The following is a 25,100-nucleotide window of genomic DNA, read 5'->3' as shown; positions in this document are numbered from 1 at the left end:
GCTTGGAATTGGGGCCTTCCACACCTATGCAACACGACGTCGGACCGTCATAGGAATTATTTCCTTGAGTTGCTTCCAGCTCTTTGCTATTGTTTGCTCCGAACGGAGGCTGGAATGGACCGCGCAGAACGCCAGGGTGAACGGGAGACTCTGATTGGCATAGCATCTACGCTGCTCTCGTTGGCCGTTCTGGCCGAGTTCCTTTGTGTTCTGCCGTTCCGGGTGCGCTTGTCTGTGCTGTCGCTGCTATGGCCGGCCGAGGCTGTCGCGCGGGCGTTTGCCGTCGAATTGGCCGGCGGGGCGCTTGCCTTGCCCCCGGCAGCGGTTCCCGGAACAAATGATGATGGCTGCGCCGAGGCATTGCGGCTCGCCCGCTGCTTCCGCGCATTGGCCGCCGTCTTCGGCGACTTGCAGGGTTTTGCCGCTAGGCGGCGGCTGTTTCGCCGCGGGCCGAACGGGCGTCTCGCGCACCGCGTGCCGGCGATTGCGTGGCTGGGCCAAGCAATGAAGACGCCGCGCGCCCAGACACGAAAAAGCCCAGGATTGGCGGCTGGTGCGGAGTTTTTCCGCCCCGTGACGGCGATCCGTGCTGTCAGCGATCAGGAGCGTCGGCAATAATTCGTTGCCCGCCCTTGTCGAGGCTTCGAGCCATTTACCCTTGAGCGGGATTCTGCTCGCCACCGCCGGAAGGACGGCGCGTCCTACAGTCTCATACAGCTGTGCTGCCCTTGCATGCCTGCCGTGCGGTGCTGCCCCTACCGCTTTCGCAGTTGCGATCCTACTTTTGCTGCATCGCACAATGCGAAAGGACAAGACAATGTCGACCCGCACCCGCGCCACCATTGGCGAATTGTTTGGCATCTTCGGCAGCGCGATCGCCGCTGCTTCGGCTGTCAACCATGGCCGCCAGCCGAACGCGCGAGATCTCCGAGCCCTTGGCATCGATCCCGAGCGCTTCCGCGAAATTCGTCGCTAACAGCACTTAATCACTTGCTGCGGACGAGGATCAGTCCTCGTCCGTGCCGAATTGCGTCAGCACTTTGCCCTTGCCGCGATAGCGGAGATAGAGCGGCAGCAACACCGCTGTCAGCGCCAGCAGCCAGAGCACGATGGCGATCCAGGAATGGAACAGCGTCATCGGGTCGCCCTGGCTGATCTGCAAAGCCTGTCTCAGGCTCTTCTCAGCCATCGGCCCGAGGATCATACCGACGACGACCGGCGCGATCGGATAACCGAACCTTCTCAGCAGATAACCCAGCACGCCGAAGGCGAGCAGCAATCCCAGTCCGAACGAAATCGGCACCGGCCCGATATAGGATGTCGAACCATCGGCACCGATCGTGCCGAGCGTGGCGAACACCAGGATGCCGGCATAGAGCCACGGGCGTGGAATGGTGAGCAGCTTTACCCACAGGCCGATCAGCGGCAGGTTCAGCACCAGCAGCATGAAATTGGCGACGAGCAGGCTGGCAATCAGGCCCCAGACCAGCGGAGCGCTGGTGACGAACAGCAGCGGGCCGGGCTGAAGCCCGAACTGCTGGAAGCCGGCGAGCATGATCGCGGCGGTCGCCGTGGTCGGCAGACCGAGCGTCAGCAGCGGCACCAGCGTTCCTGCGGCGGACGCATTGTTGGCGGCTTCCGGCCCGGCGACGCCCTCGATGGCGCCCTTGCCGAACTCTTCCGGATGTTTCGAAAAATTCCGCTCCGCCGAATAGGACAGAAAGCTCGAAACGTCCGCGCCGCCGGCCGGCATGGCGCCGATCGGAAAACCGATCGCCGTGCCACGCAGCCACGGCATCCACGAGCGTTTCCAGTCCTCGCGGGTCATCATCACCGACCCCTTGATCGTCTCGATTTTCTCGCCGCCGAAGGCGTGCGTTGCCACCACGGCCAGCGTCTCGCCGATGGCGAACAGCGCCACCGCCAGGGTCGTCACCGAGATACCGTCGAAGAGATTTGGCAGGCCCATGGTCAGCCGCGCCTGCCCGGTCAACTGGTCGATGCCGATGAGGCCGAGCGCCAGGCCGATGACCAGCGAGGTCAGGCCACGCAGCGTCGAATCGCCGAAGGCTGCCGACACCGTCATGAAGGCGAGCAGCATCAGCGCGAAATATTCGGACGGGCCGAACGACAGCGCGAATTTCACCACCGAGGGCGCGATGAAGGCGAGGCCAAGCGTAGCCAGTAGGCCGGCGACGAAGGAGCCGATCGCGGCGGTGGCCAGCGCCGGCCCCCCACGGCCGGCCCGCGCCATCTTGTTGCCTTCCAGCGCGGTGACGATCGAGGCGCTTTCCCCCGGCGTGTTGAGCAGGATCGACGTCGTCGAGCCGCCATACATGCCGCCGTAATAGATGCCGGCGAACATGATCAGCGAGCCGGACGGGTCGAGCTTGTAGGTGACGGGCAGCAGCAGCGCCACGGTCAGAGCCGGCCCGATACCGGGCAGCACGCCGACGGCGGTACCCAGCGTCACGCCGATGAGGGCGTAGAGCAGGTTCGACCATTGCAGGGCGGTGAGCAGACCCTGGCCAAGCAGTTCGAACGTGTTCATTTTGATCTCACTGGAAGAGCCGTTCGAGCGGGCCCGCGGGCAAGGTCAATTGCAGGCCCTTGGCGAAAAGCAGCCAGACCACGAAGGAAAAGACGATGCCGATCGGGATCGTCTTCCACAGCGGCCCCTTGCCAAACCCCTTTGCCGTGGCGGCGAACAGCAGGCCGGTGGCAATGGAGAAGCCGACGCTCTTCATCGTCAGCAATTGCACTGCGAGCCCGCCGATGATCCACAGCATGGGCGGAAAATCCTGCCGCTCGCGCTCGGGGAAATCGCCGCGCATGGCCGCAACCGCTGTCAAGGCACCTAAGATCACAAGCGCGCCGGCGATGATATAGGGCACGGTCTTCGGCCCGACCGGCGTGCTCATCGAGACGCCGCCCGATGTGAAGGTTCCCCAGCCCATGCCGAGCCCGGCGATGATCAGCACGATGGCAATGACGAGCGCCGCCCGGTCGGGACGGCGCTCTCCAGTCGGTTGGCCGCCGAGGCTCATTTCACCAGGCCGATGTCCTTGAGGATCGCGCCGGTCGCCGCGGTGTCCTTCTTGAGCTGTTCGGTGAAGGCGTCGCCGGCGAGATAGGTGTTGGCCCAGCCCTTGTCGGCAAGCGTCTTCGTCCAGGCGGCCGAGCCGTTCAGCTTCTCGATGTCGGCCAGGATCGCGGCCTTCTGCTCGGCGGAGATGCCGGGCGCGGCGGCGACCATGCGCCAGTTCTGGATCGAGACGTCGACGCCGCCTTCCTTGAAGGTCGGCGCGTCGATGCCGGCGACGCGTTCGTCGCTGGAGATGCCGATGATGCGCAGGGTGCCTGCCTGGATCTGTGAGGCGAACTCGCCGTAACCGGAGATGCCGACCGTCGTCTGGTTGCCCAGCACCGAGGCGAGCGCCTCGCCGCCGCCGGAGAAGGCGATGTAGTTGACCTTGGTCGGGTCGACGCCGACGGCCTTGGCGATCAGGCCGGCCGTGATGTGGTCGGTGCCGCCGGCCGAGCCGCCGGCCCAGGAGACCGCGCCCGGATCGGCCTTCAGCTTCTCGACGAGGCCGGCCATGTCCTTGATGTCGGAGGCGGCGGGAACGACGATAGCCTCATATTCGCCGGTCAGGCGGGCGATCGGCGTGACCTGCTCGAGTGTCACGGGCGAGGCGTTGGTGAGGATCGCGCCAACCATGACGTAGCCGCCGACGATGAGCTGGGTCGGGTCGCCGTTCGCCTGGTTGACGAACTGCGCGAGGCCGATCGTGCCGCCGGCGCCGGGCACGTTGGTGACCTGCACGTTGCTGGAGATGCCTTCGTCCTGAAGGGCCGCCTGCATCGAGCGCGCCGTCTGGTCCCAGCCGCCGCCGGGAGCGGCAGGCGCCAGAATCTTGTAGTCCGCGGCCTGCGCCGGCAGGGCGAGCAGCCCGGTCAGAAGCGTTGCGTAGACGAAATGTTTCACGAAAATTTCCTCCTTTGTGTTGCGCGACCGCGATGCGCGGCCGCGCCGAAATGGCGTTTTGGGGCGGCCGCCCGGCCGACACGGTCACGCCCCATGGATGGAATGGAACGATACCGGCGTCCTGCGCCGGTCCCGCACTGCAGGGCGATTGCCCGCGATCGATGTCCGAAGTCCTCCCGAACTCCCTGTGCCGTCGAATAGTTGTCGCAGACCCCTCAGCCTGCCGCCTCCACGGCCGCATAGAGGTCACGTTATAGTGCCAAGCTGTCATTTAACTGACGCCGGAGCGATATCATGCCCGACATCGCCAGGCATTTCTACTGTTCGCGCAAAGCCTCGTTCCAGCGCTTGATCAGCCGTGTACGCTTCACCTGGTCGAGATAGACCATCAGCCCCGGCGTGACCGGAACCGGCCGCAATTGTGCGCCCATCGAGGCCTGCATGGAGTTCGCGGTATTGTCGCCGGAAACGTCGGGATTGACAGCCGCGATCTGCAATTCGCGCGCCATGATGCTCTGGCCTTCGCCCGACATGAAATAGTAGAGATATTTGCGGCCGAGGTCGGGCGCGTTGGCCGCCTTCGGCACAAGGCCGATCCGCGACATGACGATCGTATAGTCCTTCGGCAGCACGATGCCGACATCTGGATTGTGGGCGGCCCAGTCGGCGGCGTAGGAGCCGAGGATATTGTAGCCGAGCACGAAGCGGCCGTCGGCGATGCGCTCGAGGATGGCGGAACTGGTCGAATAGAGCTTTACGCCGGCCCCGCCCATGGCCCGCACCACCGACCATATGTCGGGAAACTGCTCCTGGTCGCGCGACAGGAACATGAAACCGACGCCGGAGCGCTCGATGTCGTAGGTGGCGATGCGGCCGAACGCCTTGTCGCCTTGCGCCTTCAGATAATCCACGAACTGGCCGCGCGTCGCCGGCGGAGGTGCGTCGCGGAAACTCGGTCTGTGATAGACGAAGACGGCCGGCTCGAAGGTCAGCGCATAGGCGGTGTTGCGCCAGTTCGCCCAGCGCGGCCAGCGCGCGCTCATCGCAAGGTCGCTCTGCTGCGCGTAGCCGTCATTGGCGAGCTTGATCTGCAAATCCATCGCCGAGGAGAAGGCAAAGTCGGCAGTGCGTTTGCCAGCGTCCGTCTCGGCGACGATGCGGTCGTAAATGTCGGACGTCAGCAGTTCCTCGTAGCGCACGGCGATTTCGGGATTGGCCTTCTGGAAGCCGGCGATCATCGGCCTGGCGATCGGCATGTCCAGCGACGAATAGACGGTGAGCGTGCGGGCGCCCGCGTCGCCGTTGAGCGCTGGAAACACAAGCGCCTCGGCGAAAGCCGGCAGGCAACTGAGGAGAAGGGCAACGATGCCGGTCGCGGCGCGCATGGGGCGAACCATGCATCAGGGCGGCCTTGTTCACAACCTTCACGTGGCTGGCTAAGATGTGGCAGGGAGGCCGGATGCGCATTCTTGTAGTGGAGGACAATGCAGCCCTGACGCGCGGGCTGGTGACCGTGCTCAAGGGCGGCGGCTACGCGGTGGATGCCGTTGGCGACGGAGCGGCGGCGATGGCCGTGCTGGTCGCCGAACGCTTCGATCTGGTCATCCTCGATCTCAACCTGCCGGACATGGACGGCCTCGACGTTTTGCGCGCGCTGCGCGCGCGCCAGAACGGCGCCAGCGTGCTGATCCTCTCGGCGCGGGGCCAACTGGACGACCGGGTGCGTGGCCTCGACCTCGGGGCTGACGACTACATGACAAAACCGTTCGACGTGGACGAACTGGAAGCCCGCGTCCGCATACTGCTGCGCCGACGGGTCGGGCTCAAGGCGACGACCGTCTCGGTTGGGGAGGTGACCCTGGATCTCAACGCGCGCTCGTTTTCGGCCGGCGGCACGCCGATCGATCTTCCGGCGCGCGAGCGGACCTTGCTGGAGACGCTGTTCCTGCGCTCGGGAAAGGTCGTTCCAAAACAGGCGATCATCGAGTCGCTCGCCGGTTTCGACGACGATCTCAGCGCCAACGCCATCGAGCAATATGTCAGCCGCTTGCGAAAAAGGCTTGCGCCATATGGGCTCACGGTCAGGGCGGCGCGCGGCATCGGTTATTACCTCGAACGGTCGAAACCTGCCGGATGAGGCCGTCCGCCGCCTATTCGCTTCGCCGCCGGCTGCTTGCCTGGCTGCTCGTGCCGCTCGTGCTGGCCGGCCTGCTGGCGCTCGCTGACACTTATCGCGAGGCGGTGGTCACGGCCAACACCGTATCCGACCGGGTGCTCGCCGGCTCGGCGCTGGCGATTGCCGAGCGGGTGGTCGTCAGCGAGGACGGGGCGCTGGAGGTCGATATCCCTTATGTGGCCCTGGAAATGCTTACTTCTGCAGCTCAGGACCGGGTTTTCTACAGGGTTGACGGACCGCCGGGGACCTTTATCACCGGCTACGAGACACTGCCGACGATCGACCGAGTACCAAGAGAAACAACAGTTTACGGCGATGCGACGTTTCGCGGGGACCCGATCCGACTGGCTGTGCTAGCGCGGTCGGCTTCGACCGGCGTGAACTCCATTCCCTTCGTCGTGACCGTAGCCGAGACGACGATCGCCCGGACCCAGCTGGCGCGGGCGATCCTGCTGCGATCGACCTTGAGGCTTGCCGCGCTGATCGCCGGCGCGGCGCTGATCGTCTGGTTCGCGGTCACCGCCTCGCTGCGGCCGCTGTACCGGTTGCGGGATGCGATCGCCGAGCGCAATCCCGGAGATCTGCAACCAATTCAACAGGTTGTGCCACAGGAAGTACAGGGTCTGGTGGACACGGTGAACTCGTTCATGGCCCGGCTGGACGCCGCGCTTGGGGCGATGCGGCACTTCACGGGCAATGCCAGCCACCAGTTGCGGACGCCGATGGCGATCATCCGCACCCAGCTTGCCCTGGCCTCGCGGGCCGGCTCGCTGGACGAAGCACGACACGCCGCGAAGGCCGGCGATGAGGCGGTGGCGCATGCCGAGCGGGTCCTTGCGCAATTGCTGCTGCTGGCGAAGATCGACGAGGCGATGTCGGAAAAGCTCAAGGCGCTCAATGGCTTGGACCTGACCGAGCTGGCGCGGGACATCACCGCCGAGCAGATCATGAGGGCGAGTTCGGCCGGCATAGACCTCGGTTTCGAAGGCGGCGAGCCGCTTTTCATCCGCGCCGATGCACTGCTCGTCGGCGAACTCATCCGCAACCTGATCGACAACGCGATCGTCTATGCGTGGGGCGGCGCGGAGATCACGGTGCGCGTTTTTACCAATGATTCCGTGGTGTTGGAGGTCGAGGACAGCGGGCCGGGACTGACGGCCGACGAGATCGTGCTGGTGCGGAGGCGCTTCGCCAGAGGCGGTGGCAAGGCGAAACCGGGGGCCGGCCTCGGTCTGCCGATTGTCGAGGAAATCGCAACGCTTTTCGGCGGGTCGCTCAACCTGTCGAAAGCCTCTGGAGGCAAGGGGCTGAGCGTCAAGGTGTTGTTTCCACAGGTCTTTTCGGAGGCCGGTACAATGGCCGGCGATACCGGCGGTGTCGCATGAACGGCTGCGCTGGCCTGTGCCGCGAAGCACGTGAAGTCCGGAAGATTGAGATATTTCAGATGGTTATGGAAAATCCAACGCGAAAGGAGCGTGGTGGGCTTCACGTCGACCGTCAAAAATGCGGGTTGACCGTGTTTTTCCGGTGTTTTGCGTTGACGGCTATGGCGTTTCGATGCGCGCGTCGGACGTGAAAAATCATCTCCGCCGAAAACGCAGATAGGCCGGCCGCCGGTTCTCGCGGATGGCCTTGGCTTCGTAGCGGGTGCCCGGCCAGCCGGCGAAAGGCTGGTGCCAGTCCGACGCCTCGCCAGCCAGCCATTCGAAATCCGCATGCGCCCGGCAGTGCTGCAAGGTCCAGTTGACATAGGTGTCGATGTCGGAGGCGAAGCGGAACAGGCCGCCGCTTTTCAAGACGTGGGCGAAGCGGTCGAGATTGACCGGGCTGACGAAACGCCGCTTCCAGTGTTTCTTCTTCGGCCAGGGGTCCGGATAGAAAAGGTCGATCTGGTCGATGCAGTCCGGCGGCAGCCACTCCAGCACCCGGATGGCGTCGTCGTCATAGATACGCAGGTTGGGCCGGGGCTCGGCCTCGATCCGCGCCAGCATTTTTGCCATGCCGTTGACGAAGGGCTCGACGCCGATGAAACCGACGCCGGGTTCGGTGCTGGCCGCGTGCAGGAGATGTTCGCCGCCGCCGAAGCCGATCTCCAGCCGGATGGCCGAGACCGGGATCGGGAAGAGCGCGGCCGGATTGGCGGGGCAGGGGGCGGACAGGTCGAGGCGGTAGCGCTGCAAGCCGTCGGCCAGAGCAACAGCCTGCTGCGACCCGACCGGCCGGCCGCGGCGCCGCCCGAAAAAGCCCTCGGTGGCGCGGCTCGGCCGTTCCGCTCCGGTCATGTCCTTCAGGTCGCGATCAGGCGGCCAGCGCCTGCTTCAACGCCTTGGTCAGGTCGGTCTTTTCCCAGGAGAACGAACCGTCGCGGCCGGGCTTGCGGCCAAAGTGGCCGTAGGAGCTGGTCTTGGCATAGATCGGCTTGTTCAAGTCGAGATGCTTGCGGATGCCGGAGGGCGACAGGTCCATGACGTGGCGCAGCGCGTCCTCGAGCTTCGCCTCGTCCACCTTGCCGGTGCCGTGCAGGTCGACATAGACCGACAGAGGCTGCGCGACGCCGATGGCGTAGGCAAGCTGGATGGTGCAGCGTTCGGCGAGGCCGGCGGCCACGACGTTCTTGGCGAGGTAACGCGCGGCATAGGCGGCCGAGCGGTCGACCTTGGTGGTGTCCTTGCCGGAGAAGGCGCCGCCGCCATGCGGGGCCGCGCCGCCATAGGTGTCGACGATGATTTTTCGGCCGGTCAGGCCGGCGTCGCCGTCGGGACCGCCGATCACGAACTTGCCGGTCGGGTTGATGTACCAGTTGCAGTCGTCGGCGATCTTCAGGTCGCCGAGCGCCTCGCGGATGTAGGGTTCGACGACCTGCCGCACCTTTTTGGAATCCCAGCTGTCGTCGAGATGCTGGGTCGAGAGCACGATCTGGGTGACTTCCGCCGCCTTGCCGTTCTCGTAGCGCACGGTCACCTGGCTCTTGGCGTCGGGGCCGAGCTTGCCGGCTTCGCCCTTGCCTTCGTGGCGGGCGGCGGCGAGCAGCTCCAGGATCTTGTGGGAATAATAGATCGGTGCCGGCATCAGGTCTGGCGTCTCGGTGCAGGCATAGCCGAACATGATGCCCTGGTCGCCGGCGCCCTCTTCACCCTGCTTGTCGGCGGCGTTGTCTACGCCCTGGGCGATGTCGGCGGACTGGCCGTGCACCAGCACGTCGATCTTGGCCGTCTTCCAGTGAAAACCGCTCTGCTCGTAGCCGATGGCGCGGATCGCCTTGCGGGCGACCGAGCGGAACTTCGACGGGTTGATGATCGGGAATTCCTTGGCGTCCTCAAGGACGTTGCCGTCCTTGTCCTGCTTGAGCAGGGATTTCGGCACGCGAACCTCGCCGGCGATGACGACGCGGTTGGTGGTGGCCAGCGTCTCGCAGGCGACGCGCACATCCCAAGGGTCCATGCCGGACTTCTTGGCCTCGCGGTAGACCAGATCGACGATCTCGTCGGAGATGCGATCGCATACCTTGTCGGGATGTCCTTCCGAAACGGATTCCGACGTGAAGAGATAGTTCTGGCGCGCCACGGGTGTCCCCTCTAGAAAGGCCGGTCCGGCAGGATGCCGGAGCCGCAACCCGATAGCGAAGCGGGACGCAAGGCGTCAAGCCCGCGCGGAGTTGGCGAAGTGGGCCAGCTTGAAATTAGATGCCTTGACTCGGCCGGAAACGAACAGGACCGACGCCGAAGCGCGCGAGACCGCCGCCCCGGGGAGACGGTCCAATCGGCAGACCAAGAAAATCGGCTTCGGTGAGTCCCCAAACCTATGAATGCATCGGGATGCCGGCGCTGGATCGACTGCCACTCTTGCGCGAGAACCGTTTGCGCATGCAGACGACCTTGCCGCTAGTTACGGATGCAGCAAAACATCCTTAATTTTGTTCATTGCCGATCCTATGATTATTTGCAATATTCATACGGGGTGTGCCGGCCGGTTTTGGCCTTTGGGGGTGCATGTATTTCCAGTGATGTTGGCGAATGCCGCGAACGCGGAGTTGGTCGGGCTGGTTTATTCCGGCTGGGACAGACTGTATCCGGCTCTTATTTCGTCTAGACCGGCGTTCCGGGCGCCCTGGAAATTTCTGGCACGTTTAAGTTTGACCTTACTTCGCATGCCGTGCGCCGCAGGGGCGCGAGGGGCAGCCAGCAGACGATCGTCTTGAGGGGGAATTCACATGGCATTGGTATTTATTGGCAATCCGTTGACCGGGACCGAGGACGCGGATGTCATCATCGACTCTCCCAACAATGCCCCTGACAACACGCTGTCCGGCCTTGGCGGCGACGATCTGATTCTGGCCGATCAGGACTTTTTCTTCAGCTCGTTCGATGGTGATTTCGGCGCAACGGCCGGCGCCGCCTTTAAAATCACCGGTAACCTCTTGCCCTGGAGCACGGCCGAGAATTCCGAAATCGTCAATTCCACGACAATCCCGCATACCTCCATCTTGTTTTCCGGCCAGCATGGCGGCCAGGCGTTCTGGTCCGTCGACGTGGCCGCCGGCGCGGAAATCACCCTCGACATCGATTTCGGCGATGATGAAAATACCGGCAGCACCGACACGGTCGTCGAGATCTATTCAGCGGACGGGAAGACGCTTCTGGCGAGCAACGACGACGGCGTTGCCGATATCGGTTCGCTTAGCAGTCTGGACTCGTTCCTGCAGCACACATTCGCCGACGCCGGGACGTACATCATCAAGGTGCGGGAATTAAATGACGGCGTGAACGAGACATTAGAGGCCGACGACGACTTTATCCTCAACGTCTCGCTGACCGGACAGGCGGTCACCAATGCCGACCCCGTCAGCGGCAACGATACGCTGATCGGCGGCGCGGGCAACGACCAGATGTCGGGCTATGGCGGCGACGACACCTTCGTCTTCACCAATTTCGACGGCGATTTTTCCGAATACGCCAATGGCGGCAGCGGCACCGACACGATCTTCGCGACCGGCAATGGCGGCGACTACGTCGCCGATGTCACCAGCGTTCAATTCCACTCGATGGAGGTGCTGAAGTTCGACGACAAGGGCGCGCCGGCAAGCGGCGAGATTCAGATCGTCGCCGGGCAGATCGGCGCCGGCATCGACTCCAAGGCGACGGTGGTGTTCTCCAACCTGGCGGGTGTGAGCGAGACGCTGAAGATCTTCATGGAAGGCGCCAATTTTGTGGACCTTTCCGGCTTCAAGTTCGAGCAGATCAATGTTGCCGAGGACTCCGTTCTCGTCGAAGGCGACGGGTCCGATGAAACGATCGTCGGCTCCACCACGAATGACGGTATCAGCGGAGGCGCCGGCAACGACACGATCGAGGGTGGCGCGGGCGCGGACACGCTCGACGGCGGCGACGACATCGACACCGTGAGCTATGCCGGCTCGGATGCGGGCGTATCCGTCACCCTCGGTATCAACGCGAGCGGCGGCCATGCCCAGGGCGACACGCTGAAGAACTTCGAGATCCTCGTCGGCAGCGCATTCAATGACGTCCTCTCCGGAGTGGGGGGCGACGACGAGTTGCGAGGTGGCGCCGGCAACGATGCTGTCTTCGGCTACAAGGGCGTGGACAAAACGTATGGCGAAGCCGGTATTGACGAGTTGGGGTTTGCCGCGGGGCAGTTCTTTGCCGGCGAAGTCTATGACGGTGGCGCGGATCGTGACCGCCTGTCGGTCTTCGGCGACGGCGACGATGTCTTCGACCTGCGCATCGTGACCGTCAACGACCTGGAGAATCTCGGCTTCTCCAGCTCCTTCGGCGGCGGGGCCACGGTGCAGATGTCGGCGACACAGTTCAAGACGGGCTTCGACGCATTCGTGTCCAACGCCAAGGCCGGGCAGTCGACGATCGTCGAGATATTCATGGAGGGCGAGATCGACCTCGACCTTTCGAAGGTGACCGTCACCGGCTTCGATGAGCCCGGCGACGTGGTCATCGTGCGCGGCGATGGAATTGGCAATACGATCGCCGGCACGGTTATCGGCGACCTGATCGAAGGCGCGGCCGGCAACGACACGATCGAGGGCGGCGCCGGTGCGGACACGCTCGACGGCGGCGACGACATCGACACCGTGAGTTATGCCGGGTCGGACACTGGCGTGACCGTCGATCTCGATCTCTCGACGGTGAGCGGCGGCCATGCGCAGGGCGACAAGATCAGCAACTTCGAGAATTCCATCGGATCGGCGCACGGGGATGTGCTCTTCGGCAGTTCTGGCGACAATGTCATCCGCGGCGGCGACGGGGGCGACTTCATCAATGCATGGTATGGGCTCGACACCGTCTACGGCGAGGGCGGCGACGACATTTTGAGCGACAATGATGACGATGATGACGCCGGGCAGACCTATGACGGCGGCTCGGGCGACGACCGATTGGAGTTTGGGTATAGCGATGGGCTGAGAGATTTGACCAACGCCACCCTGGTGGACCTTGAGTATCTCAAATTGTACGGCGCCGGCAGCCTGGAAGTCCGCATGACCGCCGGGCAGTGGAACGATGCCGGTTTCGTCGAACTGATGACGGATGCGCACAGCGCCAGCAACATCTATACGGTGACCTTCGACATGGCCGGCGGGAACGTTCTCGACCTGTCCGGCGTCAAGATTTCCAGCGGCTGGAACGCCACCGACCGCATCAGGATTTTGGGCGGGATCGCCGATGAAACGATCACCGGTTCGTCCCGCCGCGACCTCATCAGCGGCGGCGACGGGGCGGACACGCTCAACGGCGGCTTGGGCGGCGACGTGCTGTCGGGCGGCCTCGGAACGGACAGGGCGAGCTACGCGAACGCCGCGGCCGGCCTGACCGTCAACCTGTCGGACCCGACGAAGAACACCGGCGAAGCGGCGGGCGACACCTATAATTCCATCGAGAACCTGACCGGCTCGGCCTTCAAGGACAATCTGACCGGCACCAATGCCGGCAACAGCATCATCGCCGGAGCGGGCGACGACACGGTTTTCGGCCTGAACGGCAACGACAGCATGTTCGGCCAGGACGGCAACGACGTGCTGAATGGCGGCGTTGGCGCCGACGCGCTCTCCGGCGGCCTCGGCTCGGACCGCGCTACTTATGAGAATGCCGCGGCAGGCGTCACCGCCGCGCTGCTCAGCCCGGCGACGAACACCGGCGAAGCGGCCGGCGACACCTTCACCTCGATCGAAAACCTGACCGGCTCGGGCTTCGACGACACGCTGAAGGGCACGAACAGCACCAACAGCCTGATCGGCGGCGCCGGCAAGGACACGATCTTCGGCCTTGGCGGCGACGACAATCTGTTCGGCCAGGACGGCGACGACGTGCTGAATGGCGGCGCCGGCGCCGACGCCCTGTCGGGCGGTCTCGGTTCGGACCGCGCAACCTACGAGAACGCAACCGCCGGTATCATTGCCGCGCTGCTCAGCCCCGCGACCAACACCGGCGAGGCCGCCGGCGATACCTTTACTTCGATCGAGAACCTGACCGGTTCGGCATTCGACGATACGCTGAAGGGCACGAACAGTACCAACAGCCTGATCGGCGGCGCGGGCGGAGATGCCGTCTTCGGCCTTGGCGGCGACGACAATCTGTTCGGCCAGGACGGCAACGATATGCTCAATGGCGGTCTCGGGGCGGACGCACTGTCGGGCGGCCTCGGCTCGGATCGCGCGACCTACGAGAATGCGACGGCCGGCATCGTTGCCGCGCTGCTCAGCGCGGCGACCAACACCGGCGAGGCCGCCGGCGACACCTTCACTTCGATCGAGAACCTGACCGGCTCGGGCTTCGACGACACGCTGAAGGGGACGAACAGCACCAACAGCCTGATCGGCGGGGGCGGCAAGGACACGATCTTCGGCCTTGGCGGCGACGACAATCTGTTCGGCCAGGACGGCGACGACGTGCTGAATGGCGGCACCGGCGCCGATGCGCTGTCCGGCGGCGCGGGGACCGACCGGGCGACCTACGAGAGCGCGACGGCGGGCGTCACCGCGGCGCTGCTCAGCCCGGCGACCAACACCGGCGAGGCCGCCGGCGATACCTTCACGTCGATCGAGAACCTGACCGGCTCGGCCTTCGACGACAAGCTGACCGGCACCAACGGCATCAACAGCCTGATCGGCGGCTCCGGCAAGGACACGATCTTCGGCCTCGGCGGCGACGACAATCTGTTCGGCGAGAATGGCGACGACATCCTCGCCGGCGGAACCGGCGCGGACACGCTTTCCGGCGGCAACGGCCTGGACACCGCTTCCTACAGCACGGCTGCGGCCGGCGTCGTCGCCAGCCTGACCACATCAGCCGCGAATACCGGCGATGCCGCAGGCGACATCTATTCGTCGATCGAGAGCCTGACCGGTTCCGGGTTCGGCGACACGCTGACCGGCAACGACGGCGTCAACGTGCTGGCTGGCGGCAATGGCGACGATACGCTGAACGGCCGGCTGAACAATGATGTGCTGACCGGTGGAGCGGGGAAGGACAGCTTCCTGTTCGACACGGCGCTTGGCGTGACCAACATCGACAGCATCACCGACTTCACCGTGGTCGACGACACGATACGGCTGGAAAACGCCATCTTCACCGCGCTGACCACGACCGGGGTGCTTTCAGCGGCCTTCTTCAAGGATAATTTCCTGGCGCCGAGGGATGCCGACGACCGCATCCTCTACAACTCCAACACCGGCTCGCTGTTCTACGACGCGGACGGATTGGGTAACGCCTTCACCGCAGTCAAGTTCGCCTCGCTGGCAGCGGGCCTCAGCCTTACCGCCGCCGATTTCGTGGTGATCTGACCACGGGTGGCCCCGGATGGCCGGTGGCTCGTCGGGGCCATCGCGCTGCCCGATACTCGGCTTGGTCCGACGCCAGACAGCGATGCCGCAGCCGGCCAAACTCGATGGCGCCGCTGCTAGCTGAACACATCAGCCAAATCTTGTTCGACGCTTCCTGGCTCGAACAGCCGGCTGACGGGCGACCAGTAGGCGGCTGCGAGGACCGCGCCCGTCAGCAGGGTCGACAGTTCATAGATCGCTTCCGCGAGGGGAGCAGTTGGATAGGAATTGTCGGTGAAAACAGACATGGCAAGCCCGGCTATCGTCAGCCATAGAGCCGTGGGTCTGGACCATCGGGTGAAAAGGCAAAGGCCGATCGTCATGGCGACCAGGGCCACGATGAGCAGCAGGAATATCCCGGCAAGGATGCCCTGGTACATCGTGAAAGGTTCGGCATTCGGCGTACCCGGTGAGTGTGCGATCTCGACGGCGAGGCCGATGAACGGAACGACTAGATTCGCCACAACCAGTTGCCGAAATACCGACGGCGTCATTACGATCTTCAAAACCCCTCCTCGCCGCTTACAGCGGCGAGGAGGATAGGTGCGTGAGAAGCCATTTGTCCATCGCACAGGACGGTCATTGCGCGTGATCCGCGCGACGCTCAGAGTAGTGCGGATGGTCCGATCCCCGCCGCCTGCTCGCGCCGCTACTCTGGATCGTCGGCCGCCAGCGCCTTGACCAGATCGATGACCTTGCGCCGGATCTTGGGATCGGTGATCCGCACGAAGGCGCGGTTGAGCTGCAGGCCTTCGGTGCTGGTGGCGAAGTCGAGGGCGAGCGTGGCCGCCGAGTCCTCGGCGAAGCCGCGCGCCGCGCTCTCGTGGCCGGGCGCGTCCTCGAACAGGAACGATACCGACACGCCGAGAATCTCGGAGATCGCCTGGAGCCGGCTCGCGCCGACGCGGTTGGTGCCCTTCTCGTATTTCTGGATCTGCTGGAAGGTGATGCCGAGCGTTTCGCCCAGCTTCTCCTGGCTCATGCCCAGCATGTTCCTGCGCAGGCGAATCCGGCTACCGACATGGATGTCCGTCGGGTTCGGTTTTTTCTTGTTCTCTTTGCCGTCCATGTCTTCCTCGCCGTTCCGCGGCTTGTGTTTGTTGGCGGTCTCCGGACCATGCCATGCGGACGAAGCCATGCCCGGATGTCATTACAGTATGAGTTTCTAATATACGCTCTGTCAATTCGACTTGATACGCCGTATCGCGATGGAAGCGGCGGCGATCAGGCCGAACAATCCGACGATGGCAAGGCCGACCGCGCCATACGGCAACGTCTGGCGGCTGGCGCGCACCGGTACCGGGAGGTCGACATCGATGAAGGCTCGTGCATCGATCGCCAACGCGTCGATGACGCGGCCATTCGGATCGACGGCACCGGAGATTCCCGTGTTTGCGGCGCGCACGACTGGCAGTCCTGTCTCAACGGCCCGGACCTGCGCCTGACGGAAATGCTGGTAGGGACCAGGCGTATTTCCAAACCATGCGTCGTTTGTGACATTCACAATAATATCACTGGATGCAACGTCAATGGCGACAAGGTCAGGAAAGATGATTTCATAGCAAATAAAAGGTGTGGAAAGCAGGCCGCCGGGCAAAGCGATGGCCTTGCGAAGAGTTCCCGCGGCAAAATTCATGGGTCCTGCTACCAACTGCTTCAGTCCGATGCGTTCGAGGACATCCGCGAACGGCAGGTATTCGCCGAAGGGCACGAGGTGAATCTTGTCGACGGCGTCGACGATCTCGCCGCCTGCATCGATCGCGACGACCGAATTGTAGTAGAGCGTCGCCCGCTGCGAGCCGTCTCCTTCGGAGCGGACCGCCCCGGCCATGAGCATCTGGCCGTCGGTCAGCATGGCGCCGATGGCAGCCAGCGCGTCGGGGCGGTCGGTGAACAGGAACGGCACCGAGGTTTCCGGCCAGAGGATGAGCTGCGGCTTGGTGTGGCCTGCCGCCGGCGGTTCGGCGCTGAGGCGCATCAGGTCGCCGAACACCCTTTCCTCTTCCGCCGGGTTCCATTTCTGCGACATGTCGACCGATGGCTGGACGATGCGCACCGCGAGCCTGCGTTCGCCGTCGCCGGCGGGCCGCGACAGCTGGTACAAGCCGAAGCCGGCATGCAGCAGGCAGAGGATCGCGGCAACCGCCAGACCGGCGCGCCGGTGGCGGGCGGACGACAGCATGGCCGGCATGGCGAAGACGAAGACGGCAAGCGCGTTCATGCCGATCAGGCCGACGACGGAAACGCTCTGCATCAGCAGAGGGACCGGCATGGCGGCGTAGCCGATCTCGTTCCACGGAAAGCCGGTGAACAGGAAGATGCGCAGCCATTCGGCGACGCCGAAGCCGAAGGCGAGCGCTGCAATGCGGCCTATGCCGTCGCTCCACAGCAGGCGGGCGAGCACCGTCGCGAATCCGTAGTAGAAGGCGAGGAGGATGGGCACGCCGAGCACGGCGAAGGGCAGGGCCCAGGCAAAGCTGTCGGCCTCGACCAGCAGTGCGCTGCCGATCCACCACAGTCCGGCGAGGAAGTAGCCGAAGCCGAACCACCAGCCGACCGCGAAGGCCGGCCGGAGGCGGCCCAAGACGCTGGCCGATGTCGGCGCTGTGGCCCCGTCCAGCAGCCAGGCCAGCACGGGAAAGGAAACGAAGCCGGCAGCGAAGAAATCGTAGGGCGCCTGCGTCAGCACGAGCAAGGCGCCGGCGAGAAACGCAGCCAGGGACCGGCGCCAGCCCCACAGCAAGATTATCCGCCCTGATAGGCGCTCCATGCGCGGTCCCCGTCGCGAATCACCCAAGGCAGGTTTACCAGCATGGCGCCGGCTTCGCGAATGCCAAAGGATTTGGCTGCGGGAAGCCGTCGCGAGAGCGCGCGTTCGGGCTGGATGGTGCGGCCCTTGCCAGCCGCCGTCCCCATAGTCACGCGTCGCGGCCCATTGTGTTCGCAAAATCCTTGTTATACGATCGTTCAACAAGCATTTTCGCGTGGTTCGATGGGCTGCAATCCCCGCTACGAAATCCTGTTCGAGCCGGTGCGGATCGGCCCCGTCATCGCGCCCAACCGCTTCTACCAGGTGCCGCACGCCAGCGGCATGACCAACACGCTGCCGCGTGTGCGCGCCGCCTTCCGCGAGGCCAAGGCCGAGGGGGGCTGGGGCGTGATTTGCACCGGCGCCTGCTCCATCGATCCGAGTTCCGACGATGCGCCGCTGCCTTTCGCCACCATGTGGGACAACAACGACATCCGCGCCCATGCGCTGATGACCGAGGCCGTGCACCGCCATGGCTCGCTGGCCGGTGTCGAGTTGTGGCACGGGGGCGCCTCGGTGATGAACAGGACCAGCCGGCTGCTGCCGCTGTCGCCGTCCGGCATCCCCTGGATGGCGACGCATGTCGGCTTCATGGGCAATTTGCGCCCGAAGACCATGGACAAATCCGATATTCGCGACGTTTTGAGGTGGCAGGCGGAAGGCGCGCGAAAAGCGCGGACGGCGGGCTTCGATGTCATCTATGTCTATGCCGGCATGGGGTATCTCGGCTACGAATTCCTGCTGCCGGAATACAACCACCGCACCGACGACTATGGCGGCTCGATCCAAAACCGCGCGCGTTTCGTGCGCGAGATGATCGAGGTGACGAAGGACGCCGTGGGAAAGGACTGCGGCGTGGCGTTGCGTGTCAGTTTGGAAGAACTGCGCGCTCGGCCAGGGCGCAACCAGCCGTCGGAGGCGCATGAGCTGATCGAGCTGCTGGCGGATGTGCCGGACCTGTTCGACGTGAAGATGGATTCCAGCCCGACCGATTGTTCGGCATCGCGCTTCACCAGCGAGGGCAGCCACGAGCCGGTGATCGATTTCGTCAAGTCGTTGACCAAGAAGCCGGTGGTAGGCGTCGGCCGCTTCACGTCGCCTGACACGATGGTCTCGCAGATCAGGCGGGGCGTGCTCGATTTCATAGGCGGCGCACGGCCGTCGATCGCCGATCCGTTCCTGCCGAAGAAGATTCTTGAGGGCCGCGAGGACGAGATCCGCGAGTGCATCGGCTGCAACATCTGCATTTCGAGTTGGCATGACGGCGTGCCGGTGCGCTGCACGCAGAACCCCACCGCCGGCGAGGAATGGCGGCGCGGCTGGCATCCGGAACGGGTTGCACCAGCCGCGAAGCCGGAAAAGATCCTGATCGTCGGCGGCGGGCCGGCGGGGCTGGAATGCGCGCTGACGCTCGGCCGCCGCGGCCATGAGGTGACGCTGGCGGATTCGGGGCGCGCCTTCGGCGGGAGGCTGGCTTATGAGAAGACGCTGCCCGGTCTGTCTGCCTGGAACCGCGTGGTCGACTATCGGCTCGGCCGGCTGAATAAGATGTCGAACGTCTCGCTCTATCTGGAAAGCGCGCTCGGGGTGGACGAGATCATCGATCTGTCCCCGGACCGTATCGTTCTGGCGACCGGGGCGCGCTGGACGAGGATGCTTTATTCGGCGATCGAAATCCCGGTCGGGCAGCTCGATGACCGCCAAGTCTTCACCCCCGACGACATCGCCGCCGGGCGGCTGCCCGAAGGACCGACGCTCGTCTTCGACTTCGACAATTATTACATGGGCGGCGTGCTGACCGAGCACCTTGCCGCGCAAGGCATTCCGGTCATCTATGTGACGCCTGCGGGCCAGGCATCGGCCTGGACCATAATGACCAACGAGCTGCCGCTGGTGCATCGCGCGCTCTCCAAGCGCCATGTGCCGGTCACGACCTTGCACCTGCTCAAATCCTTCGACGGCGGGGCGGCTACGCTGGCGCATGTCTTCACCGGCGAAGAGACGCGCGTGGCTTGCCGCTCGGTGCTGATCGTCGGGCTCAGGCTACCGCGCGACGAACTGCACGAGGCGCTGACGGCGCGCGCCGGCGATCTTGCCGCCGTCGGCATCCGCAGCGTCGACCGCATCGGCGACGCGCTGGCACCGGGCGCGATCGTCCATGCCGTGCACAGCGGCCACAAGTTCGCGCGTGAACTTGGCGCGGCTGTACAGCCCTACCGCCGCGACACGCCGATCGTCGATGCCGAGCCGGGTTTCGAGATACGAACAGCAGCCGAATAGGGGAGCGATATGGAACGCAGTTCGCCACGTCGCAGGCCCGGCCGTCCGCTGCGCGAGGCGGGCAGCATCCAGCAGCGTCCCTGGAAGCAACTCACGCGGCCCTATCCGCCGATCGAACCGCTGTCGGCCGACCATGTGCGGGTGATCCATGAGGCGGGCCTCACCATCCTCGAAGAGATCGGCATGCGCGTGCTGCAGCCGCAGGCGCGGCGGCTCTACCGCGAGGCCGGCGCGGACGTCGATGAGGGCGAGATGCGCGTGCGTTTCGACCGGGTTTTCGTGATGGAGCGCATCGCCACTGCGCCATCGTCCTTCGATCTGCGCGCCCGCAATCCGGAGAAGAACGTTAGGGTGGGCGGGCCGCACTGCATCCTGTCGTCGGTCGGCGGCCCCGCCTACGTCATGGACAACGACCGCGGCCGGCGGCCCGGCACCTATGCCGAGATGTGCGACTACCTCAAGTTGATCCAGTCGTTCAACGTGCTGCACCAGGAAGGCGGCGGGCCGTTCGAACCGCTCGACCTGCACCAGAACACCCGGCATCTCGATCTTTATTACGCCGAGATCACGCTGCTCGACAAAAACTGGCAGCCGCAGACGCTGGGCAAGGGCCGCGCCATCGACGCGCTGGAGATGGTGGCGATCTCGCTCGGCACGACGCGCGAAAACCTGTGGAACGAGATGCCAGTGTTCACCGGGATCATCAACACAAACTCGCCGCTGCAGCTCGACGAGCCGATGGCCGAGGGGCTGATTGCATTGGCCGAGCATGGCCAGGTCAACGTCATCACGCCGTTCACGCTGGCCGGCGCGATGAGCCCGGTAACGCTGGCCGGCGCGCTGTCGCAGCAGCACGCGGAAGCGCTGGCCGGGATCGTGCTGACACAGATCGTCCGGCCCGGCGTGCCGGTGATGTATGGCGGCTTCACCTCGAACGTCGACATGAAGACCGGTGCGCCGGCCTTCGGCACGCCGGAATACACGCAAGCCGCCCAGATCACCGGCCAGCTCTGCCGGCTGATCGGCGTGCCGTTCCGCTCCTCCAACGTGACGGCCGCCAATGCCGTCGACGCGCAGGCCGCCTATGAAAGCGCCATGTCGCTGTGGGGCTGCCTAATGGGCGGCGCCAATCTGGTTTTGCACGCCGCCGGTTGGCTCGGCGGCGGGCTCACGGCGTCGTTCGAAAAGCTGGTGATCGACTGCGAGATGCTGCAGATGATGGCGGCCTATTTCGAGCCACCGGTCGTCAACGTCGACACGCTGGCGCTGGACGCCGTGCGCGAGGTCGGCCCCGCCGGCCATTTCTTCGGCGCGGCGCACACGATGCAGCGTTACGAGCGGGCGTTCTATTCGCCGCTGGTCTCCAACTGGGACAATTACGACACCTGGATGGAGCGCGGGCAGGTGACGGCGCGCGAACGCGCCAACACGATCTGGAAGCGCATGGTCGCCGACTACGAGCAGCCGCCAATCGACCCAGGCGTCGACGAGGCCCTGAGGGACTACATGGCGCGCCGCAAGCTGGAAGGCGGTTCGCCGCTGAACTGAATGTCCCTCCTGTAGAACGGAGTCACCGCAACGCCCCGACCTGCGCTTCCAGCATCTCGAAGCCGGCGGCTTCGGCGTCTTCCGGCGTCACGACGCTGGCATCCAGGCACCATTCGAGCCAGAGGCCGTCGACCAGGGCGATGAAGTTGCGGGCCAGCGCCGGCGCGTCGACATTTCTGCCGCGCGATCGGGCGACGGCGGCGATGTCTTCCGCCAGTTCGGCCCGGTAGGCGTTGTAGAGTTCGCTGTGGGCGGCCTGCAGGCGCGGGTTGACCGCGATCTCGCCCCACAGCGACAGCCAGAGCAGCAAATTGGCGCGGCTGAAATAGACCGGCGAGAAGTTGGAACGCACCAGCGCCACCAGCGCCTGCTGCGGCGGCCAGTCGGCATTCATGGCGCGGCGCTGCCTGGCCTCGGCGATATGCGCGTTGACGCTGGCGTAGAGCGAGGATTTGTAGACTTCGACAAGCAGCGCATCGAGGCTGTCGAAATGATGGTTGATCAGCCCGCGCGACACGCCGGCCTCGCGGCAGATGCTGTTGATGGTGAAGGCGCCGATGCCGCCGCGCGACAGGCAGCGCGCCGCGGCCTCGATCAGCATGGCGCGCCGCACATCCGCCTGCTCGCGGCTGAAGCGCGGCGCCGGTTTCCTGGCGCCTCGTTTCCGCTTTTCGATTGCCGGTTCGTCTTCGGTCACGGGTTCCAGCTAGCCGATGCCGGCCCGGCTGTCACTTCTCGCATCATGCCTTCTTCTTGAAAAGCACGGGATTGGGATGCCCGTCGGGATAGATCACCGGCGTGAACGTATCCTTGTGGATCACCACCAGCGGCTGGTGGCAGATGAAGATGAAGCCACCGGATTCCTCCATCAAATCCTCCATGCGGTTGGAGAGTGCGACGCGCTTCGCCTCGTCCGTCTCGGTGACCAGTTGCTGGTAGCTGCTCTCGAATTCCGGGCTGTCGAAACCCGACCAGTTGTAGACGCCGATCTGGTCGGGGCGGAACCACACCAGGTTCTCCGACGGGTCGACGCCGCCCGCGAAATCCATCAGCGCGAGATCGATGTTCTTGTAGCCGTCGCCCTGCGTCTTGTCGCCGACGCCCCAGTAGGCCGCCTCGTCATAGGGCTGGATCTCGACCTTGATGCCGGCCTGCTCGAGGCTTGCCTGGATGATCTGCGCCACCGCCGTGCGGGTGGAATCGTTCATCACCGTCAGCGTCAGGGACAGGTCGCTCACGCCCGCTTCCGACAGCAGCGCCGCGGCCTTTTCGTAGTCCGGCGCATCGATCAGGTTCTTGGCGCGGGCAAATTTGGTGCCGGGCTGCAGCACGCCGGTCGAGCGCGGCACGAGGTCGTCATAGACGCCGGTCAGAATCTGGCTGACGTCGAGCGCGTATTGCACGGCCTGCCGCACCTTGGCGTCCTGCAGACGCGGGCTCAGCATGTTGATCGACAGCCACTGGTAGCGCGTCGACTGCGCTTCGATGACGCTGGTCGCCGCCGGCGGGCTTTTGCGCACCGCTTCCGCCGCCGATACAGGGATCTTGGTGTAATCGAAGGCATCCGCCTCGTAGGCGAGCTGTGCCGCCTGGTCGTCGGCGACGATGTAGATCTCGACCTTGCCGAAATCCGGCTTTGGCCCCGGCCAGTCCGGGTTGGCGGTCAGTGTAACCTTCTGCTTCTGCTCCCAGCTGGTCAACAAATACGGCCCGCAAGTGGCGGGAACCTCGGTCGTGTACTTGCCGCCGGCCTTTTCCGTCCCGGTTTTCGAAATGATGTGGCCGCCATAATAGGGCAGCGTCACCACATAGATCGGCTGGTAGGGCTTCTTGAGGTGGATGATGCCGTTGCGCGGGTCGATCACCTCGACGCGATCGAGCTGCTCGAACTGATAGGCCCAGGGCGAGGCGTTGTTGGGATCGGCGATGCGCTCGTAGGAGAATTTCACGTCCTCCGCCGTCACCGGGCCAAAGCCGTTCGACCATTTGAGCCCGTCGATCAGGGTGAAGGCGATCTGCTGCGGATCCTTCTGCTCGAGCTTTTCCGCCCCCCACGGGAACCACGGCGCACCGTCCCGCAAATCGCCGAGGCGGTTCAGCGAGACATAGATGCCGCGCATGATGATGTCCTCGATGCCGCCGATCATGAAGGCGGGGTCGAGCGACTGGATGTCCCCGTCGACGCGGATGCGCAAAGTGTCGCCGTCCGCCGACCAGGCAAAGCCCGGCCGCATCATCGCGGCGGCGCCAAGCGCGCCCGCGGCTTTCAGAAAGCTACGCCGGTCGGTGTTCCATCTGATCATGTCTGTTTCCCCTGATGTTGGGGGAAGCGCGTGAAAAGGCTTCCCGTTCTTGCCCGCCCGTTTCGAGCGGGAAATGACAGCGCACCATGCGGCCGCCGGCCATGCGGCGATAGGCCGGCGCCTCGGTCCGGCACGGCGCGCGCGCGATCGGACAGCGCGTGTGGAATTCGCAGCCCGGCGGCCGGCTGAAGACGCTCGGGATCTCTCCCTTGATCGCCAGTTCGGCACGGCGCTGGCGCGGGTCGGGCACCGGCTCCGACTGGATGAGCGTCGCGGTGTAGGGATGCATCGGCGCGGAAAACACGTCCTGCGTCGGCCCGGTCTCGACCAGGCGCCCGAGATACATGATGGCGAGGCGGTCGCTGACGTGGCGGATCATAGCCAGATTGTGGGTGACGATCATCGCGGCGAAGCCAAGCTCGCGCTTCAGTTCGGCGATGAGGTTCAGCACGTCGCCCTGCACCGACACGTCAAGGCCGGCGGTCGGCTCGTCTGCAAGCAGCAGGTGCGGCTTCACCGAAAGCGCGCGGGCGACGCCGACGCGGCGCGCCTGGCCGCCGGAGAGTTCATGCGGAAAACGGTCGGCGAAGGATGCCGGCAAGCCAACCTGCGCCAGCAGCGCTTTGGCGACCGCGCGGCGATCCTGCATCGGCTCGCCGTGGATGACCAGCGGCTCGGTGAGCAGCGTGCCGATGCGCAGGCGCGGGCTGAGCGAGGCGACAGGATCCTGGAACATCATCGCCGATTGGCGGCGCATGGCGCAGAAATCGGCCGGCGTCCGCACCTCCTTGCCCTCGAAGACGATCCGCCCGGTCGCCGCCTTGACGATGCCGAGCATGGTGCGCGCCAGCGTCGTCTTGCCGGAGCCGGATTCGCCGACCAACCCCAGCGTCTCGCCCGGCATGAGCGACAGGGTGACACCGTCTATGATGTTGAAGGCCGGGAGCGGGACGGGGTCGAGCAGCCGGCTGATCCAGTTGGTGCGTGTGAAGGTGACCGACAGGTCTTCGACGGCGAGAAGCGGGGTCATGGCTTTTTCCCTCCCCCTTGAGGGGAGGGTGGCCGCGAAGCGGCCGGGTGGGGTCCGCGCGGCAGTGCTCGGCGCAAAGAGACGTTGGAGTTTGGCCGCACCGACCCCACCCCCGGCC

Annotated in this window: 19 protein-coding genes; 7 read left to right on the top strand and 12 right to left on the bottom strand. The window is 64.8% G+C overall.

What is annotated here, in order from left to right:
• Positions 1-114: 114 nt before the first annotated feature.
• Together ACSBOB_RS30045 and ACSBOB_RS30040 are read left to right on the top strand one after the other, a co-directional pair.
• Positions 115-618, top strand: coding sequence for a hypothetical protein (locus tag ACSBOB_RS30045; RefSeq protein ID WP_442579681.1), 504 nt, complete (start codon positions 115-117; stop codon positions 616-618).
• A 199-nt stretch (positions 619-817) separates the two neighbouring features.
• The gene (locus ACSBOB_RS30040; protein ID WP_442579680.1) at positions 818-976 is read left to right on the top strand and encodes a hypothetical protein; all 159 of its coding nucleotides are present in this window, start codon (positions 818-820) and stop codon (positions 974-976) included.
• A gap of 30 nt (positions 977-1,006) precedes the next feature.
• On the opposite strand, the gene ACSBOB_RS30035 is transcribed toward ACSBOB_RS30040, so the two are convergent.
• From ACSBOB_RS30035 to ACSBOB_RS30020, 4 genes are all read right to left on the bottom strand, one after another.
• On the bottom strand, positions 1,007-2,551 hold the full coding sequence (locus ACSBOB_RS30035; protein WP_442579679.1) for a tripartite tricarboxylate transporter permease: 1,545 nt from the start codon (positions 2,549-2,551) through the stop codon (positions 1,007-1,009).
• A gap of 7 nt (positions 2,552-2,558) precedes the next feature.
• Positions 2,559-3,047, bottom strand: a complete 489-nt coding sequence (locus ACSBOB_RS30030; protein ID WP_442579678.1) for a tripartite tricarboxylate transporter TctB family protein — start codon at positions 3,045-3,047, stop codon at positions 2,559-2,561.
• Positions 3,044-3,988: a Bug family tripartite tricarboxylate transporter substrate binding protein gene (locus ACSBOB_RS30025; RefSeq protein WP_442579677.1), complete on the bottom strand. Its 945-nt coding sequence runs from the start codon at positions 3,986-3,988 to the stop codon at positions 3,044-3,046. The genes ACSBOB_RS30030 and ACSBOB_RS30025 overlap by 4 nt, the downstream gene beginning before the upstream one ends.
• A gap of 317 nt (positions 3,989-4,305) precedes the next feature.
• A complete protein-coding gene (locus tag ACSBOB_RS30020; RefSeq protein ID WP_442579676.1) occupies positions 4,306-5,373 on the bottom strand; it encodes an ABC transporter substrate-binding protein in 1,068 nt (355 codons plus the stop codon).
• 74 nt (positions 5,374-5,447) lie between these two features.
• Here ACSBOB_RS30020 and ACSBOB_RS30015 point away from each other — a divergent pair, with 74 nt between their 5' ends.
• Both ACSBOB_RS30015 and ACSBOB_RS30010 read left to right on the top strand, forming a co-directional pair.
• Positions 5,448-6,125: a response regulator transcription factor gene (locus ACSBOB_RS30015; RefSeq protein ID WP_442579675.1), complete on the top strand. Its 678-nt coding sequence runs from the start codon at positions 5,448-5,450 to the stop codon at positions 6,123-6,125.
• Complete coding sequence (locus ACSBOB_RS30010) at positions 6,122-7,549, top strand: sensor histidine kinase (RefSeq protein ID WP_442579674.1); 1,428 nt, start codon at positions 6,122-6,124, stop codon at positions 7,547-7,549. The genes ACSBOB_RS30015 and ACSBOB_RS30010 overlap by 4 nt, the downstream gene beginning before the upstream one ends.
• A 195-nt stretch (positions 7,550-7,744) precedes the next feature.
• Here the strand turns inward: ACSBOB_RS30010 and trmB are convergent, their stop codons facing one another.
• Together trmB and metK are read right to left on the bottom strand one after the other, a co-directional pair.
• Positions 7,745-8,446: a tRNA (guanine(46)-N(7))-methyltransferase TrmB gene (gene trmB / locus ACSBOB_RS30005; protein WP_442579673.1), complete on the bottom strand. Its 702-nt coding sequence runs from the start codon at positions 8,444-8,446 to the stop codon at positions 7,745-7,747.
• Positions 8,447-8,462: 16 nt separating this feature from the next.
• Positions 8,463-9,728, bottom strand: a complete 1,266-nt coding sequence (gene metK, locus ACSBOB_RS30000) for a methionine adenosyltransferase (RefSeq protein ID WP_442579672.1) — start codon at positions 9,726-9,728, stop codon at positions 8,463-8,465.
• A gap of 646 nt (positions 9,729-10,374) precedes the next feature.
• Here metK and ACSBOB_RS29995 point away from each other — a divergent pair.
• Positions 10,375-14,973 carry a beta strand repeat-containing protein gene (locus ACSBOB_RS29995; protein ID WP_442579671.1) on the top strand — a complete coding sequence of 1,533 codons (4,599 nt, stop codon included), beginning with the start codon at positions 10,375-10,377 and terminating at the stop codon, positions 14,971-14,973.
• Between the two features lie 116 nt (positions 14,974-15,089).
• Here the strand turns inward: ACSBOB_RS29995 and ACSBOB_RS29990 are convergent, their stop codons facing one another.
• The 3 genes from ACSBOB_RS29990 to lnt all read right to left on the bottom strand — a co-directional run bounded on the left by ACSBOB_RS29990 (position 15,090) and on the right by lnt (position 17,782).
• Positions 15,090-15,506: a hypothetical protein gene (locus ACSBOB_RS29990; RefSeq protein WP_442579670.1), complete on the bottom strand. Its 417-nt coding sequence runs from the start codon at positions 15,504-15,506 to the stop codon at positions 15,090-15,092.
• A gap of 155 nt (positions 15,507-15,661) precedes the next feature.
• Positions 15,662-16,081 carry a helix-turn-helix domain-containing protein gene (locus ACSBOB_RS29985; RefSeq protein ID WP_442579669.1) on the bottom strand — a complete coding sequence of 140 codons (420 nt, stop codon included), beginning with the start codon at positions 16,079-16,081 and terminating at the stop codon, positions 15,662-15,664.
• 111 nt (positions 16,082-16,192) lie between these two features.
• Positions 16,193-17,782, bottom strand: a complete 1,590-nt coding sequence (lnt, locus tag ACSBOB_RS29980; protein WP_442579668.1) for an apolipoprotein N-acyltransferase — start codon at positions 17,780-17,782, stop codon at positions 16,193-16,195.
• 222 nt (positions 17,783-18,004) lie between these two features.
• Between lnt and ACSBOB_RS29975 the strand changes: the two genes are divergently transcribed.
• Both ACSBOB_RS29975 and ACSBOB_RS29970 read left to right on the top strand, forming a co-directional pair.
• A complete protein-coding gene (locus ACSBOB_RS29975) occupies positions 18,005-20,101 on the top strand; it encodes an oxidoreductase (RefSeq protein WP_442579667.1) in 2,097 nt (698 codons plus the stop codon).
• A 9-nt stretch (positions 20,102-20,110) separates the two neighbouring features.
• Entirely contained in the window at positions 20,111-21,649 is a 1,539-nt protein-coding gene (locus ACSBOB_RS29970) for a trimethylamine methyltransferase family protein (protein WP_442579666.1), read from the top strand.
• A gap of 22 nt (positions 21,650-21,671) precedes the next feature.
• Here ACSBOB_RS29970 and ACSBOB_RS29965 read toward each other — a convergent pair whose 3' ends face one another.
• The 3 genes from ACSBOB_RS29965 to ACSBOB_RS29955 are packed head-to-tail and all read right to left on the bottom strand — an operon-like array spanning position 21,672 to position 24,982.
• A complete protein-coding gene (locus ACSBOB_RS29965) occupies positions 21,672-22,346 on the bottom strand; it encodes a TetR/AcrR family transcriptional regulator (protein WP_442579665.1) in 675 nt (224 codons plus the stop codon).
• A gap of 43 nt (positions 22,347-22,389) precedes the next feature.
• Entirely contained in the window at positions 22,390-23,952 is a 1,563-nt protein-coding gene (locus tag ACSBOB_RS29960) for an ABC transporter substrate-binding protein (protein WP_442579664.1), read from the bottom strand.
• Positions 23,924-24,982: an oligopeptide/dipeptide ABC transporter ATP-binding protein gene (locus tag ACSBOB_RS29955; protein ID WP_442579663.1), complete on the bottom strand. Its 1,059-nt coding sequence runs from the start codon at positions 24,980-24,982 to the stop codon at positions 23,924-23,926. The genes ACSBOB_RS29960 and ACSBOB_RS29955 overlap by 29 nt, the downstream gene beginning before the upstream one ends.
• Positions 24,983-25,100 lie beyond the last annotated feature (118 nt).

Origin of the sequence: Mesorhizobium sp. KACC 23794 (assembly GCF_052180275.1) — a bacterium.
In the GTDB taxonomy this organism is placed as follows: Bacteria; Pseudomonadota; Alphaproteobacteria; order Rhizobiales; family Rhizobiaceae; genus Kumtagia.
Note: the sequence above shows the minus strand (reverse complement) of the source record. Positions and strands in the feature narration are given on the sequence as shown.